Annotated in this window: 4 protein-coding genes; all 4 read left to right on the forward strand. The window is 50.4% G+C overall.

All coding sequences use genetic code 11. The features are described 5' to 3' along the window. Positions 1-9: 9 nt before the first annotated feature. The 4 genes from OX890_RS16005 to OX890_RS16020 are packed head-to-tail and all read left to right on the forward strand — an operon-like array spanning position 10 to position 16,962. Positions 10-879: a transcriptional regulator gene (locus tag OX890_RS16005; RefSeq protein ID WP_268649560.1), complete on the forward strand. Its 870-nt coding sequence runs from the start codon at positions 10-12 to the stop codon at positions 877-879. Then, positions 876-8,627: a type I polyketide synthase gene (locus OX890_RS16010; RefSeq protein WP_268649561.1), complete on the forward strand. Its 7,752-nt coding sequence runs from the start codon at positions 876-878 to the stop codon at positions 8,625-8,627. Before OX890_RS16005 ends, OX890_RS16010 begins: the two co-directional genes overlap by 4 nt. Then, on the forward strand, positions 8,624-10,951 hold the full coding sequence (locus OX890_RS16015; RefSeq protein ID WP_268649562.1) for a PfaB family protein: 2,328 nt from the start codon (positions 8,624-8,626) through the stop codon (positions 10,949-10,951). Before OX890_RS16010 ends, OX890_RS16015 begins: the two co-directional genes overlap by 4 nt. Then, a complete protein-coding gene (locus OX890_RS16020) occupies positions 10,948-16,962 on the forward strand; it encodes a hotdog fold thioesterase (RefSeq protein ID WP_268649563.1) in 6,015 nt (2,004 codons plus the stop codon). Before OX890_RS16015 ends, OX890_RS16020 begins: the two co-directional genes overlap by 4 nt. Position 16,963 lies beyond the last annotated feature (1 nt).

Here is a 16,963-nt window from a genome sequence, read left to right on the forward strand (position 1 = left end):
TTATTATTAATGGCAGCTCGCGACTCTCAATCTAAAGCGCCGTCTTACGCCCCTAAGAGCACGATTCAAGCGGCGAAAAAAGACAGCACACCTCGGCATCGCAACGCCACCACTACGCCTGAAATGCGACTCTTTATCCAGCAATCGGATCTGAGCGTCAGCCAGCTGGCAAAAATTTTAAATATTACCGAGGCAACAGTGCGTAAGTGGCGGAAGCGTGAGTCCATTAGTAACAGTTCGAACACGCCCCACCACCTCAATACCACGCTCACGCCGATGGAAGAATACGTGGTGGTGGGATTACGCTATCAACTCAAACTCACTTTAGATAGATTACTTCAGGTTACCCAAACCTTTATTAATCCCAATGTGTCGCGCTCCGGCCTTGCCCGTTGTTTAAAGCGCTACGGCATATCGCGGCTCGATGAGTTTGAAGCACCACAAGTCCCCGAACGCTATTTTAATCAATTGCCTGTGACTCAAGGCAGCGATATCCAAACCTATACGGTCAATCCAGAAACCTTGGCCAAAGCCCTCGCATTACCAAGTACAGACGGCAATACTGTGGTGCAAGTGGTGTCACTTACCATACCGCCGCAGCTCACTGAGCAAGCCCCAAGCTCAGTACTATTAGGCATAGATACGGCAAGTGATTGGATTTACCTCGATATTTATCAAGACAGCAATACCCAAGCGACCAATAGATATATCGCCTATGTCCTTAAACATGGGCCGTTTCATTTACGAAAGTTGCTCGTTCGCAACTATCACACCTTCTTAGCCCGTTTTCCCGGTGCCCATGGCACGCCAAAGACAAACGCGGCTAAATCCCAAAACAAGGTCACCGTATCCAGGTCGACCCGTGGAGACTCTTTATGAGCCATACCCCTTCTGTACCTAATTCTGCGACTGACTCAAAAGCTGAGTCAAAAAAAGATAAACGACTCAACAAACGTTTAAAAGATATGCCCGTTGCCATTGTCGGCATGGCCAGCATCTTCGCCAACTCGCGTTATTTAAATAAATTTTGGGATTTGATCAGCGAAAAAATCGATGCCATTACTGATATCCCAGACACCCATTGGCGCGCCGAAGATTACTACGATGCCGACAAAAGCAAAGCCGATAAAAGCTACTGTAAACGCGGTGGTTTTTTGCCTGAAGTCGACTTCAATCCAATGGAATTCGGTCTGCCACCCAATATTCTTGAGCTAACAGATACCTCGCAACTGCTGTCGCTGATTGTCGCCAAAGAAGTGCTTGCCGACGCTAATCTGCCCACCGATTACGATCGTGATCGTATCGGTATCACGCTAGGCGTGGGCGGTGGTCAAAAAATCAGTCAGAGCTTGAACTCGCGCCTGCAATATCCAGTATTGAAAAAAGTATTCAAAAGCAGTGGCCTGAGCGATGAAGACAGCGAAATGCTGATCAAAAAGTTCCAAGACCAATATATCCACTGGGAAGAAAACTCTTTCCCTGGGTCCTTAGGTAACGTGATTGCAGGCCGTATCGCCAACCGTTTTGATTTTGGCGGCATGAACTGTGTGGTCGATGCTGCCTGCGCGGGCTCACTGGCCGCTATGCGTATGGCGTTGACTGAACTGACCGAAGGTCGCAGCGACATGATGATCACCGGCGGCGTCTGTACCGACAACTCGCCATCCATGTACATGAGCTTCTCAAAAACGCCAGCCTTCACCACCAATGAAACCATTCAACCCTTTGATATCGATTCAAAAGGCATGATGATCGGCGAAGGTATTGGCATGGTAGCACTTAAGCGCCTTGAAGATGCCGAGCGCGATGGCGACCGGATTTATGCCGTCATCAAAGGCGTTGGCGCCTCATCGGACGGTAAATTTAAGAGTATTTATGCGCCGCGCCCTGAGGGCCAAGCTAAAGCATTGGAGCGCGCTTACGACGATGCAGGTTTTGCACCGCACAGCATTGGCTTAGTTGAAGCCCACGGCACAGGTACTGCCGCGGGTGATGTGGCCGAATTCAATGGTTTAAAATCGGTATTTGCCCAAGGCAACGACACCAATCAGCATATCGCGTTAGGTTCAGTGAAATCCCAAGTGGGCCACACTAAATCAACTGCGGGCACTGCAGGTGTTATCAAAGCCGCACTGGCACTGCATCACAAGGTATTGCCTGCGACCATTAACGTCAGTAAGCCCAATCCAAAACTGAATATCGAAAGCTCGCCATTCTATTTAAATACCGAAACGCGCCCATGGTTCCAGCGCGCCGATGCAACGCCGCGCCGTGCAGGTGTTAGCTCCTTTGGTTTTGGCGGCACCAACTTCCATCTTGTATTAGAAGAATACAAACCAGAGCATAGCCGTGACGAGCAATATCGTCAGCGCAGTGTGCCGCAGACACTATTGTTTGCCGCCGCCAATAAAGCCGCGCTGCTTAGCGAGTTAAAAGCTGCGCTGAGCCAAAGCGTGAACACGAGCGCAAACGCGAATAAGAGCAGCGCTGCGAGTCTGAACGCTATCGCTCAGCAATATCCGCTGCGCGTGCTGGCAAGCACAGATGCCCGTTTAGGTTTTGTGGCTAAGGATATCGCTCAACTGCAAGCTCAGTTAAATCAATCGATTGCGCATTTAGAAACCAATGCAATTGAAGTGTGGCAATTACCTTCTGGTATCAGCTACCGCTCTCATGCCTTAGTGGCTAAGAATGAATCAAAGAAAGTAGCCGCCCTGTTTGCCGGTCAAGGTTCACAGTACCTCAACATGGGCCGCGAACTCGCCTGCCATTTCCCTGAAATGCGCCAACAAGTGATGGCCAGCGATAAGGTATTTGCTCACCACGGCCAAACACCGTTATCCAACATCCTTTATCCTATTCCGGCATTCGATGCCGATGCAGTTAAAGCCCAAGAAGCGGCGCTGACCAATACCCTGTTTGCCCAAAGCGCCATAGGCGCGGTTTCAATGGCGCAATATTCGCTATTAACTCAGGCAGGTTTTGCCCCCGATATGGTGGCAGGTCATAGCTTTGGTGAATTGTCAGCCCTTTGCGCGGCAGGCGTGATTTCCAATGAAGATTACGTCGAACTGGCCTTCGCCCGTGGGCACGCCATGGCGCAAGTGCCGAGCGATACCGCGAGTAAAGCAGCAGACACTGGAACTCAAACTGACTTAGGAACTATGTTCGCCATCATTCTTAAACAAAAGAATGATATCGATGCGCTCAATAGCTGTTTAGCCCAGTTTGATGGCGTTAAAATTGCCAACTACAACGCGCCGACACAATTAGTCATTGCAGGTGGCACAGAGCAAACTCAGCTGGCCGCTAAAGCCATTAGCGAACTGGGCTTTAAAGCGATTGCCCTGCCCGTCTCTGGCGCGTTCCATACCCCATTGGTTGGACACGCACAAAAGCCATTTGCCAAAGCCATTGATAAAGCTAAATTCAGCGCACCTTCTGTCGCACTTTATGCCAACGGCACGGGTCAATTACACCCAACCGATGGCAAAGCGATTAAAGCAGAATTCAAACAACACATGCTGCAATCGGTTCGCTTTAGCGAACAACTGCAGGCCATGTATGACGCTGGCGCCCGGGTATTTGTTGAGTTTGGCCCTAAGAACATATTGCAAAAGTTAGTTGAAAATACCTTAGGTGAACACTTAAATGAGCTTTGCCTTGTTAGCATGAACCCGAATCCTAAGGGCGACAGTGACAGTCAATTACGCTTAGCCGCAGTGCAACTCGCGGTAGCCGGTGTGGCATTAACTGACGTTGATCCCTATCAAGCCGTCACGTCACAAGAGATTGCCGAACGTGAAGCGCCATCAGCAATGAACATCAAACTCACCGCCACTAACCATATTAGTGCTGCGACCAAAGCTAAGATGGCCAAATCCCTCGCCACAGGCAGCGTGACTAGCCAAGTGCAATATGTGGATCGCATCGTTGAAACGGTTGTCGAAAAAGAAGTCGAAAAAATCGTTGAGAAAGAAGTCATCGTCGAAAAAGTTGTTGAGAAAATAATAGAAGTGGAAACGAATCAAGTGGCAGCTGTTGAAATGAAACAAACATCCCCAAGCGTTACGAAAGGCTTAAGCAATCAGCAGCAAGCGACGGCGCAGTTAAACCCAGGCACACCAAACGTCAGCAGCGATGCGTTAACGGCATTTTTCAGCGCACAATCTCAAGCGGCGCAGTTACATCAACAGTTTTTAGCCATCCCGCAGCAATATGGCGATACCTTCACGACATTGATGACTGAACAAGCCAAAATGGCGAGCCAAGGCATTGCAATCCCAGAAAGCCTGCAACGCTCAATGGAAATGTTCCACCAGCATCAAGCGCAAACCCTGCAAAGCCACGCCGAATTTATGCAGCTACAAAGCAGTAGCAGCCAAGCGGCCTTGGCGATGTTAAACAATGCGCCGATTAACTTTACCCCAGCGGTTGCTCAGCCACGAGCAGCTGCGCCGGCTCCAGCACCTGTTGCTGCATCGACAGTTGCGACGAGACCAGCAATTAACACACCCGTTGCACCTGTTGTGCAAACCGCTCCCGTTGCTCATGCGCCTACTGCGACAGTACAAGTTGCGCCAGCAGCTCCTGTTTTAGTTATGCCAGAGATGACATCTGTGGCACCAGCAACAAGCAGCTTAAGTGCTGCACTTGTTCAACAAACTATGATGGCTGTGGTTGCCGACAAAACAGGCTACCCCACTGAAATGCTGGAACTTGGCATGGATATGGAAGCCGATCTAGGTATCGATTCGATTAAGCGCGTTGAAATTTTAGGCACAGTACAAGACGAACTGCCGGGCTTACCTGAACTCAGCCCAGAAGATCTGGCCGAGTGCCGTACCTTAGGTGAAATCGTTGACTACATGAACAGCAAACTGCCTGCGGCTGGCCAAGTTGTAGTTTCTACAACAGCGCCAACAGCTCCTGCCGCCAACGGTTTAAGCGCTGCGTTAGTGCATGCTTCTGAAATCGAGAGCACCATGATGGCTGTGGTGGCTGACAAGACAGGCTATCCCACTGAAATGCTGGAACTCAGCATGGATATGGAAGCCGATTTAGGTATTGATTCTATTAAGCGCGTTGAAATCTTAGGCACAGTACAAGACGAACTGCCGGGCTTACCTGAGCTCAGCCCAGAAGATCTGGCCGAGTGTCGCACCTTAGGTGAAATCGTTGACTACATGAACAGCAAACTGCCTGCGGCTGGCCAAGTTGTAGTTTCTACAACAGCGCCAACAGCTCCTGCCGCCAACGGTTTAAGCGCTGCGTTAGTGCAACAAACTATGATGGCAGTGGTGGCCGACAAGACAGGCTACCCCACTGAAATGCTGGAGCTCAGCATGGACATGGAAGCCGATCTAGGTATCGACTCTATCAAGCGCGTTGAAATCTTAGGCACAGTACAAGACGAACTGCCGGGCTTACCTGAGCTGAATCCTGAAGATCTGGCCGAGTGTCGCACCTTAGGTGAAATCGTTGACTACATGAACAGCAAATTGCCAGTAGTTAGCGCGGTAGCAGTTACACCAGCGGCAAACGTTAAAGCAACGCCAGCACAAGTTCCAGCGAATAACGGTTTAAGCGCTGAAAAAGTCCAACAAACCATGATGTCAGTGGTGGCCGACAAGACGGGCTACCCCACTGAAATGCTGGAACTCAGCATGGATATGGAAGCCGATTTAGGTATTGATTCGATCAAGCGCGTTGAAATCTTAGGCACAGTACAAGAAGAGCTACCAGGCTTACCTGAGCTGAATCCTGAAGATTTGGCCGAGTGTCGCACCTTAGGTGAAATCGTTAGCTATATGCAAGGTAAGCTAGGCCAGAATACTGCGGCAAATGTGGTAAACGGTGCTGTCGCGGCTGAGCAAGCTATCGATTTGCCCCCACATAGTGAGGTGGTGCTAAAAAAGTTGCCAGCGGCGGCTGAGCTAACGCAACTATCGCCACAGCAATCGTCAAAGCAATCAGCGCAACAAGCTCAAACACGCGTTTTTGCTAAAGATGCCTGCATTATCATTAGCGATGATGGTCACAATGCTGGCGTACTTGCCGAGAAATTGCATGCTCAAGGTCTAACGGTTGCGGTTGTGCGCTCGCCAGAAAGCCTTGTAGCCAGTGCATCACCGCTCAATAGCCACATTGCCAGCTTCACATTGGCGGCGATTGACGATACCAGCATCAGCGCAGTGATTAATGAGATCAAAAGCTTAGGTACAGTTGCAGGCTTTATTCATCTGCAACCACAACATAAAACCTCAGCCGATGCGAAAGGTTTAGTGTTGTCCAGTGCCGCCAAAGCGTCGGTCGAGCAAGCGTTCTTGTTCGCCAAGCACTTACAACCGCTTTTAACAACAGCAGCAACCGCCAATACTGACAGCAGCTTTATCAGCGTCAGTCGTATCGACGGTGGTTTTGGTTATCTTAACCACAGCCAAATTGCCCGCAGCGAGTTAAACCAAGCCGCATTGGCAGGTCTGACGAAAACCTTGAGCCACGAGTGGCCGAGCGTGCATTGCCGCGCCTTAGATATCGCGCCAGCACTTGATGCCAAGCAACTTGCTAATGCGGTCATAGCTGAGTTATTTGCAACCGATAAGCTATTAGAAGTCGGTGTGAGTGAAGCCGGCGCAACTGAAACGCTGGCACGCGTGACCTTAGTTGCAGGCAAGGCAGATACCCGCCACAGCGCAGCTAACTTGACTAGTGCAGATAAAATCCTAGTCACTGGCGGCGCAAAAGGCGTGACCTTTGAATGTGCCTTGAGTCTGGCAAAACGCAGCAAGGCGCACTTTATCCTTGCTGGCAGAAGCAGCCAACAAGCCATTCCCGCTTGGGCACAGGGTAAGAATAACAGTGAACTTAAAGCCGCAGCTATTGCCCACATTCAAAGCTTGGGCGAGAAACCCACGCCAAAACAAGTGGATGCCTTAGTATGGCCAGTTCAAAGCAGCCTAGAAATTGCAGCCGCACTAGAAGCCTTTTCCGCTGTAGGTGCCAGCGCTGAGTACTTAAGCCTCGATGTTAACAATCCAGACGCGATTGCCAGCACGATAGTGCCGATTACCGAGTTATCACCTATTACCGGCATCATCCATGGTGCGGGCGTACTCGCCGATAAACACATCCAAGACAAAACCTTAGATGAGTTAGCACGGGTGTATGGCACTAAGGTCACAGGCATTAGCAATCTTCTTGCCGCACTGGATTTAGATAAAGTAAAACTGATCGCCCTGTTCTCTTCGGCGGCGGGTTTTTACGGCAATACCGGCCAAAGCGATTACGCTATGTCCAACGACATACTCAACAAAGCCGCACTGCAACTGGCGCAGCAACTGCCAAATGCCAAAGTGATGAGCTTCGATTGGGGCCCGTGGGACGGCGGCATGGTGAATCCTGCGCTGAAAAAGATGTTTATGGATCGCGGTGTTTATGTGATCCCGTTAAAGGCGGGTGCTGAGTTATTTGCGAGCCAATTACTGAGCAACACAGGCGCACAATTGCTGGTCGGTACTGACATGCAAGGCAGCGCACCTCATGACGACACTTCTAATAAATTGCAAGAGACTGAAGGTAGCAATCTAAAAAAGCCTGAAGCGGATCTGACCACTGACGCGTCGGGTCCGCATGCTTTGCTTAACGCTGTAAAACAGCAGCGCACACTGGACCCTAAGGCAATGATCTTTATTGAAGATCACTGCATTAACGGTAATCCCGTATTACCGACTGTGTGCGCGATTCAGTGGATGCGTGAAGCCGCCTTTGATGTGCTCAAGCAGCCTGTCAAAGTGCAAAGCTACAAGCTGTTGAAGGGCATTATTTTCGACGCTATGACGTTAGAAAACGGTGCGTTAGAAAACGGCGCGCCCATCACGCTAGAACTTGAGCTTGCACCGATTGCGTTAACGGATAAAGCCGCGAAAGACAAAGACAAGTGCTTGAGTGGACAATTCAGTGCCTTAATCAGCTTTGAAGGTCGTCCGCAATATCAGGCCATCCTAGTCGTTGATGATGCTGTTGATGACGCGGCTAACGATTACTTAGCCACTAATAGCAAAGCAACTGCCTTTGACGCGCATAGCTTGGCAGGACTTTCTGCCATCACAACCGCAAGCAGCCTTTACAGCGATGGCACGCTTTTCCACGGCCCAAGACTGCAAGGTATTGAGTCTGTGGTGAAGTTTGACGATGCGAGCTTAGTCGCCAAGGTGAGTCTTCCCCATGTTGCGTTAGCGGACTGCGGGAGTTTTGTGCCCAATCTGGCCCCTAAAGGCTCACAAGCTTTTGCAGAAGATTTGTTGCTGCAGGCGATGCTGGTATGGGCAAGACTCAAATATGGCGCGGCGAGTTTGCCATCAAGCATTGGTGAGTTTGTCTCCCATGCGCCGTTTGCCTTTGGCGATAAAGGCTATCTAGTGCTCGAGGTGGTAAAACACTCTGGCCGTGCCCTTGAAGCCAATATTGCGCTGTATCATCAAGATGGTCGCTTAAGCTGCGAGATGAACAACGCCAAAGTCACGATTAGCAAAAATCTTAACGGTGCGTTTTTAGCCAATAAAGTTGCTGCTAATCAAACCGCTGCGAATAAAGCCATTGAAAGCGTGGAGGCGAAAGTCGAGTGAACTTAGCCCCCCCTTTAGCAACGACGCATAGCGGCCAAGCTGAAACGTCGATAGCTGACACAGCTAATGCCGACAAGGCTATTGCAGACACGGTTATTACTGAAAAGCTTGCCAAGCCACTGCGTATTGCAGTGTTGCTTGGCGATGCCGTCAACCTTGACTCTCACTCAGCCCAAGTATTAGGGACGTTTACTGAACGTGAAAGAGTTCAAATTTGCGCTGCCGATGCCAACCAATCGACAGTACATAGGCCGACAGCTCATGAACCAAAAGAGCATGAACCGTCAGTGTATGAGCAAAGGTCGCTCACTGCCTTGTTAGGCCAAGCAACAACAGCCATTGAGCAAGGCCAGCTCGTTGAACTGAAATTCAATGATGCTAATCAGCCCCAGTCTCTGTATTTGCTCGATGGTTTACGCGCTGCCAAACTGCGCCTACATGCACACGCGTTTATTGCTGGCTTTGCCGCTGGCAATGAGGTTACAGGTGTTGCAAATACGGCAGTTGAAAATGCGGCGACTGTTGCTAATGCGGCATTAGCGGCGGCAAAGCGCAGCCCAGCTCAAACCGTTCAACATCAGACTGTCGCCAACACACTCAACGAGGCATTTGTTGCGCTGCGCCAAGGTGTAACCGCCCTCGCTGCGCGAACACAAGCGCCGCTTAAAGGCACTACTGATATAAAACAGACAAACAACACCAATCATCAAGCTGGCTATTGGTTTAGCGACCAACATCAAGCGCGGGTGTTGTGTCTAAATCTTGTAGCAAAGACGTCACATCAAGCGGATGAGTCTCGAAATCTAAACCAAAGCCTAGTGCTGACCCAAGGCACACAACTTGCCGCGCCCAAAGCCCTTGTCGATGAAAACAGGCTGTTTGTGCCGATAAGTGGTGACAGTATTAATGAGCTAAAAGCAAAACTGTTTCAGTTGCTTAGTTCACTAGACATTGGCGCACTAGACACGTCATTTGCATCACATCAACTCGCATTCTGGTTTGAACGCTATGATGCCAACGCGCCTCTGGCGTTAGTCTTAATGGCGGCATCAAGTGATGATCTCAAACTTGAAGCTAAGGCCATACTTACGGCGCTTGAAAATGATGCGGTGCGTCATCACGGCCAACCCTTTAAGACACCAGCGGGTAGCTGCTTTACCGCTAAGCCGCTAGGGGATGCGGGACTGACTTTCGTGTATCCCGGCGTTGGCACGGTTTACGCCAATATGTTCAATAACCTGCATGAGTATTTCCCCGCGCTGTATCACCAGCTAGAACGTGAAGGCGATTTAAGCGCCATGCTACAATCACCGCAGATTTATGCGGCAGATGTAAAAACCGCAGCTGGCATGAGCTTAAGCCAGCAAGCGATTAGTGGAGTGGGGGCCAGTTATCTATTCACTAAACTGTTGACCCAAGTCTTTAATATTAAGCCTAAAATGGCGCTCGGTTACTCAATGGGCGAAGCCGCCATGTGGGCCAGCCTTGATGTGTGGCAAACACCGCACGCTATGATTAACGCCACTGAAAATAGCGATATTTTCAACCATGCGATTTCTGGTGAGCTAACCGCAGTCCGCCGAGCGTGGCAGCTTGCGGATAATGAAGCCATAGTGTGGAACAGCTTTGTGGTGCGCGCTGATAGCCATGAAATCAAGGCATTATTGCCAGAGTTTCCTCGTGCTTATTTAGCCATCACTCAAGGTGATACTTGCGTCATTGCAGGCTGCGAAACAAGCTGTAAAGCCCTACTTGCCAAGTTAGGTAAGCGCGGGATTGCTGCCAATCGCGTCACGGCAATGCATACCGCGCCTGCCCTGCTAGTCCATGGGCAAGTACAAGATTTCTATACTCAAGCGCTAAAACCTGAGGCACTGAAACCTAAGGCGCTGAAAGCGGCAGCACATGGCTCGCCTATTCGCTTTATCAGCGCAGCGCAAACTGCGCCAGTAACCGTGGATAGCCACAGCATTGGCCGCGCGATTGCCGATACCTTTTGTTCGCCACTCGACTTTAGTGCGCTCATTCAAAATGCCACTGAGCAAGGCGCAAGGCTATTTGTCGAAGTGGGCGCCGATAGGCAAACCAGCACACTCATAGATAAAATTAGCCACGCCCATGCAAGCCAAAGCACTGCGAACGCGGCGACAGCCGCCATTGCTTGCAATGCCAAGGGTGCTGACGCGATCACCAGCTTACTCAAGTGTTTAGCTCAACTGATAAGCCACAGAGTGCCGCTGTCGCTCGCGCCGCTCATTCAGCCATTAAGTGCTAACGCAGCCCCTTTATCATCAGCAGTATCACCAGAAGGAGAACCCCAGTGAGTTCTCAGCATTCCCCTACTATTGATAAAACTACCGTGCCTACCATTGCGTCAAACCGCGCATCAAAAAGTGCGTCAAAAATTGCGATTGTCGGTCTCGCGACTCAGTATCCTGACGCAGATAATCCCCAAACCTTTTGGCAAAATCTGCTGGATAAAAAAGACTCGCGCACCCAAATTAGCCACGAAAAGCTCAATGCCAATCCCGCCGATTACCAAGGTGTGCAGGGTCAGTCTGACCGTTTTTACTGTGATAAAGGCGGCTACATCCAACACTTCCAGTTTGATGCCAAAGGTTATCAACTGCCTGAGTCTGCCTTTGACGGTTTAGATGAAAGCTTTTTATGGGCACTCGATTGCAGTCGTAAAGCCCTCAAAGACGCAGGGATTGCCCCAAGCGATGCCGTACTGGCGCGCACAGGTATCGTGATGGGAACCTTGTCGTTCCCGACCGCCCGCTCCAACGAACTGTTTTTGCCTCTGTATCATCAAACCGTTGAAAAGGCGCTGCAAAACAAACTTAACCAAAGCGCTTTTCAACTGGCTGATTTTAACCAAGCTCACGCTGGAGAAGCGTTAAACGTCGAGCAAGTATTAAACGTCGCCAATGGCGCCGTTGCACACACAGCCTCAAAGCTGGTCAGCGATGCACTCGGTTTAGGTGGTACTCAGTTAAGTCTGGACGCCGCCTGCGCTAGCTCGGTTTACGCACTTAAACTCGCCTGCGATTACCTGACCACAGGCAAGGCCGATATGATGCTTGCGGGCGCAGTATCGGGCGCTGATCCCTTCTTTATCAACATGGGATTCTCGATTTTTCACGCCTATCCAGATCACGGTATTTCGGCGCCCTTTGATAGCAACAGCAAAGGCTTATTCGCCGGAGAAGGCGCTGGGGTGTTAGTCTTAAAACGCTTAGAAGATGCCGAACGCGATGGCGACAACATCTATGCGGTCGTCAGCGGCATTGGTTTGTCGAACGACGGTAAAGGCCAGTTTGTATTAAGCCCTAACAGCAAGGGCCAAGTGCAAGCCTTCGAGCGCGCCTATAGCGCGGCAAACACTCAGCCTGCCAATATCGAAGTGATTGAATGCCATGCCACAGGCACGCCGCTCGGTGATAAAGTCGAACTCGCCTCGATGGAGCGCTTCTTCGAGGACAAACTCGCGGGCTCTGCAGTGCCGCTGATCGGTTCAGCAAAATCCAACTTAGGCCATTTACTCACAGCCGCAGGAATGCCGGGGATCATGAAGATGATTTTTGCCATGCGCTCGGGTAGACTGCCGCCAAGTATTAACTTATCAGCGCCGATATCCTCGCCTAAGGGCTTGTTTAGCGCTAAAAATCTGCCAACAGAATTGCATGCTTGGCCAGATAAAGCCGGCAATGACCGCCGTCACGCAGGTGTTTCCGTGTTTGGTTTTGGCGGCTGTAACGCGCATTTGTTGCTGGAATCCTATGTTGCCAAAGTCTCCAATGCTGGCAGCAAGAGTGAAAAGCCAGCAACCACTGTAAGTTACCAGCACACGCCATTAAATATCATTGGTATAGCATCGCACTTTGGACCTTTATCCTCTATTAATGCACTGGATAACACGATAAGCGCAAAGCAAGATGCCTTTATCCCGCTGCCCGCTAAACGCTGGAAAGGCTTAGATAAACACCCTGATATTCTAGCCAACTTTGGTTTAAGCGGAACTGGCCTCGCAGCCGCACCACAGGGCGCGTATATCGACCAGTTCGATTTTGACTTCCTGCGCTTTAAAGTGCCGCCTAATGAGGATGATCGCCTGATCTCCCAGCAACTGCTGCTGATCAAAGTGGCCGATGAAGCGATTCGTGATGCGAACTTAAAGCCCGGTGGCAAGGTTGCTGTATTAGTGGCGATGGAAACAGAGCTTGAATTGCACCAGTTCCGTGGCAGGGTGAACCTGCACACTCAACTGGCAGACAGCCTTAAAAAACAAGGGATCACCCTCACGCAAGCTGAGTATCTCGCCCTTGAAAAAATCGCCATGGACAGTGTGCTCGATGCCGCCAAACTGAACCAATACACCAGTTTTATTGGCAATATCATGGCGTCACGCATCGCCTCCCTTTGGGACTTTAACGGCCCTGCCTTTACCATTTCGGCGGCGGAGCAATCGGTCGCCCGCTGTATCGATGTAGCCGAAAATCTGTTGTCCCAAGAGTCCTTAGATGCCGTAGTGATCGCTGCCGTCGATTTAAGTGGCAGCCTTGAGCAAGTGATCCTCAAAAACGCCGTATCGCCAGTGGCATTTAATGCCACTGACACTGGTTGGAAAGTCGGTGAAGGTGCAGGCGCATTAGTGCTCACGACAACACAATCAAGTGCAGCCCAGCCAAGCGCTGACAATGCCAATAGCAACAGCTATGGCGACTGTTATGGTCATATCAGCGGCCAAGTGTTTGGCGCTATGTGTGACCCGCAAGGTCACAGCAACACGGCGCGCATTTGCGATGACTTGTTAACCCAAGCCAAGGTGAATAGCAGCCAAATTAGCTTGATTGAAACCAGTATTGCAGTTGAGCAACTTGCCGATTCGGAACTGGTACTCAATACCCTGCTGCCGAGTGTAAGTGAGCGCAGCCAAGCCGCAGATACCCTAGGCCACAACTTTGCCGCTGCGGGCATGGCGAGTATTTTGAGCGCGCTGCTTCAGCTTAAAAATCATGGGCAATTAAAAAACCAAGTACAGCCACAAGCTAATCAAGTGCAGCACGCGCTCGTTGCCACGTTTAGCCAAGGTAAATGCTCGCAATTATTGCTCAGTCAAAGTGCCACGCAAGCACACAGTTTGCAGCAAAGGCTTGAGCAAGACTTAACGCTTTCAGAGCAAAAACACTTAATAAAACAAGTGACACTCGGTGGCCGCGATATCTATCAGCATATCCTTGATACGCCGCTCGCTGGCCTTGATGCTATACAACAAAAAGCCCAAGCCATCACTGCATTGCCAAAGCGCAGCCAACGCAAACATTTGGCCCAAATAGCGAGCAAAGACACGAGTTGCTTTGCAACAAGCAGCCCAACCACGGCTCTACAAAAAGAGACATTAAGCAGCATGCCAATTAATGCCCTAAGCACGCCCAATGACAACGCAGCTCAAACAGAGCTAAAAGACGCTGCATTTATACGTAATCAGCAACTCGCCCGTGAAGCACATTTAGCCTTTTTACAAAGCCGTGAGCAAGGCCTGAAACTGGCCGATGCCTTGATGAAAGCCCAGCTTGCCAGCGAGTTAGCCGTCAATGGCCAAGCGACGTCAGTGCAACAGCAAACCACTGTTCAGGCGCCAGTGTATGCATCTGCTCATACACCTGAGCTAGCTCCAGTTGTTAACTCAGAGGCAAACCCAGCTGCGCTTTATCCAAACCATGCAAAAGTGCCTCTGTACACGCCGCCAACACCGATAAGCAAGCCTTGTATTTGGGATTATGCGGATTTAGTCGAGTACGCCGAAGGCGATATCGCTAACGTCTTTGGCCAAGATTACGCCATTATCGACAGCTATTCGCGCCGTGTACGCCTGCCAACCACAGACTATTTGCTGGTATCTCGGGTGACGAAATTAAACGCTCAGATGAACCAATATCAGCCTTGCACTATGACCACAGAATACGATATTCCTGTGGACGCGCCGTATTTGGTCGATGGCCAAATTCCTTGGGCCGTAGCGGTTGAATCGGGTCAATGCGACTTAATGCTGATCAGCTACTTAGGTATCGACTTTGAAAACAAGGGCGAGCGCGTTTATCGCCTGCTCGATTGCACCCTGACCTTCCTTGGCGACTTACCGCGCGGTGGCGACACCCTGCGCTACGATATTTCCATCAATCACTTTGCCCGCAATGGCGATACCTTGTTGTTCTTCTTCTCCTACGAATGTTTCGTGGGCGACAAGCTAATCCTGAAAATGGATGGCGGCTGTGCCGGCTTCTTCACCGATAAAGAACTGGCCGACGGTAAAGGCGTTATTCACACCGAAGCCGAAATCAAAGCGCGCAACCTTTCCTTGAACAATCCGAATAAGCCGCGCTTTAATCCGTTACTTGACTGCGCGCAAAACCAATTTGATTACAGCCAAATCCATAAACTGCTCGGCGCCGATATCGGTGGCTGTTTTGGCGGCGCACACGCGGCGCATCAAGCCCAATATGGTTTGCAGCCCTCTTTATGTTTTGCATCCGAAAAATTCCTGATGATTGAACAAGTCAGCCATCTTGAGGTGCATGGCGGCGCGTGGGGCTTAGGTTCAGTTCAAGGCCATAAGCAGCTCGAAGCTGATCATTGGTATTTCCCGTGTCATTTCAAGGGCGACCAAGTGATGGCGGGATCGTTAATGGCCGAAGGCTGTGGTCAATTACTGCAATTCTTTATGTTGCATATTGGTATGCACCTCGGTGTTAAAGATGGTCGTTTCCAACCGCTCGAAAACGCATCACAAAAAGTGCGTTGTCGCGGTCAAGTGTTGCCGCAATCTGGCCTGCTCACCTATCGCATGGAAATCACCGAAATCGGCATGAATCCGCGCCCGTATGCTAAGGCGAATATCGATATTCTGCTTAACGGCAAAGTAGTGGTGGATTTCCAAAACCTTGGGGTGATGATCAAAGAAGAAGCCGAATGCACCCGCTACCTTGCGGATAACGATGCCTGCACAGCTGACAATACGACTAAAAATGCTGCTTCGGCTGTGCCGCTAGTTTCGACAACACCCGCATCGTTCGCCGCGCCGTTAATGGCCCAGCTGCCAGATTTAACTGCGCCAACCAACAAAGGCGTAGTGCCGCTAAAGCATGTACCTGCGCCGATTGCGCCAGCGGATTCAAAGTACGCCAACCGTGTGCCCGATACCCTGCCGTTCACGCCGTACCACATGTTCGAATTTGCCACCGGCGACATCGAAAACTGCTTCGGCCCCGATTTCAGCATCTATCGCGGCCTTATTCCACCGCGCACGCCTTGCGGTGATTTACAGCTCACGACTCGCGTCATTGCGATTGACGGCAAACGCGGCGAGCTGAAAAAGCCCTCTTCGTGTATCGCCGAATACGAAGTGCCCGCAAACGCTTGGTATTACGACAAAAATAGCCATCACGCCGTAATGCCCTATTCTGTGCTGATGGAAATATCACTGCAGCCAAACGGCTTTATCTCAGGCTATATGGGCACCACCTTGGGCTTCCCCGGCCAAGAGCTGTTTTTCCGTAACTTGGACGGTAGCGGTAAGTTGCTGCGCCACGTGGATTTACGCGGTAAAACCATAGTGAACGACTCACGTTTGTTATCGACTGTGATTGCCGGCAGCAACATCATCCAGAATTTCAGCTTCGAGTTAAGCTGCGATGGCGAGCCTTTCTACCAAGGTAAAGCGGTATTTGGTTACTTCAAGGGCGATGCGCTGAAAAACCAACTCGGCATAGACAACGGCAAGATCACTCAGCCTTGGCATGTGCAAAATGGCATAGCCGCCGATAGCCAAATCAATCTGTTAGATAAACAGCATCGCAGCTTTAACGCGCCAGAAGGTCAGCCGCATTACCGTTTAGCGGGCGGTCAGCTTAACTTTATCGACAAGGCCGACATAGTGAAAGCCGGCGGTAAAGCGGGCCTTGGCTATTTATACGCCGAGCGCACCATTGACCCGAGTGATTGGTTCTTCCAATTCCACTTCCATCAAGATCCGGTAATGCCAGGCTCATTAGGGGTTGAAGCGATTATCGAGCTGATGCAAACCTATGCGATTGACCAAGACCTTGGTGCGGGCTTTAAGAGTCCAAAATTCGGCCAGATTTTGTCGGATATCAAATGGAAGTATCGCGGCCAAATTAACCCATTAAACAAGCAGATGTCGCTGGATGTGCACATTACCAGCGTGACAGACGACAATGGCAAACGCATCATTATGGGCGATGCCAACTTGAGTAAAGATGGTCTGCGGATTTATGAAGTCAAAGATATCGCCATCTGTATTGAAGAAGCTTAAT

Origin of the sequence: Shewanella sp. DAU305 (assembly GCF_026802235.1) — a bacterium.
In the GTDB taxonomy this organism is placed as follows: Bacteria; Pseudomonadota; Gammaproteobacteria; order Enterobacterales; family Shewanellaceae; genus Shewanella; species Shewanella baltica.

Excerpts from the sequence above, each read along its gene's own strand:
- OX890_RS16005 (WP_268649560.1), top strand. The coding sequence starts at position 10 with ATGGCAGCTCGCGACTCTCAATCTAAAGCGCCGTCTTACGCCCCTAAG.
- OX890_RS16010 (WP_268649561.1), top strand. The coding sequence starts at position 876 with ATGAGCCATACCCCTTCTGTACCTAATTCTGCGACTGACTCAAAAGCT.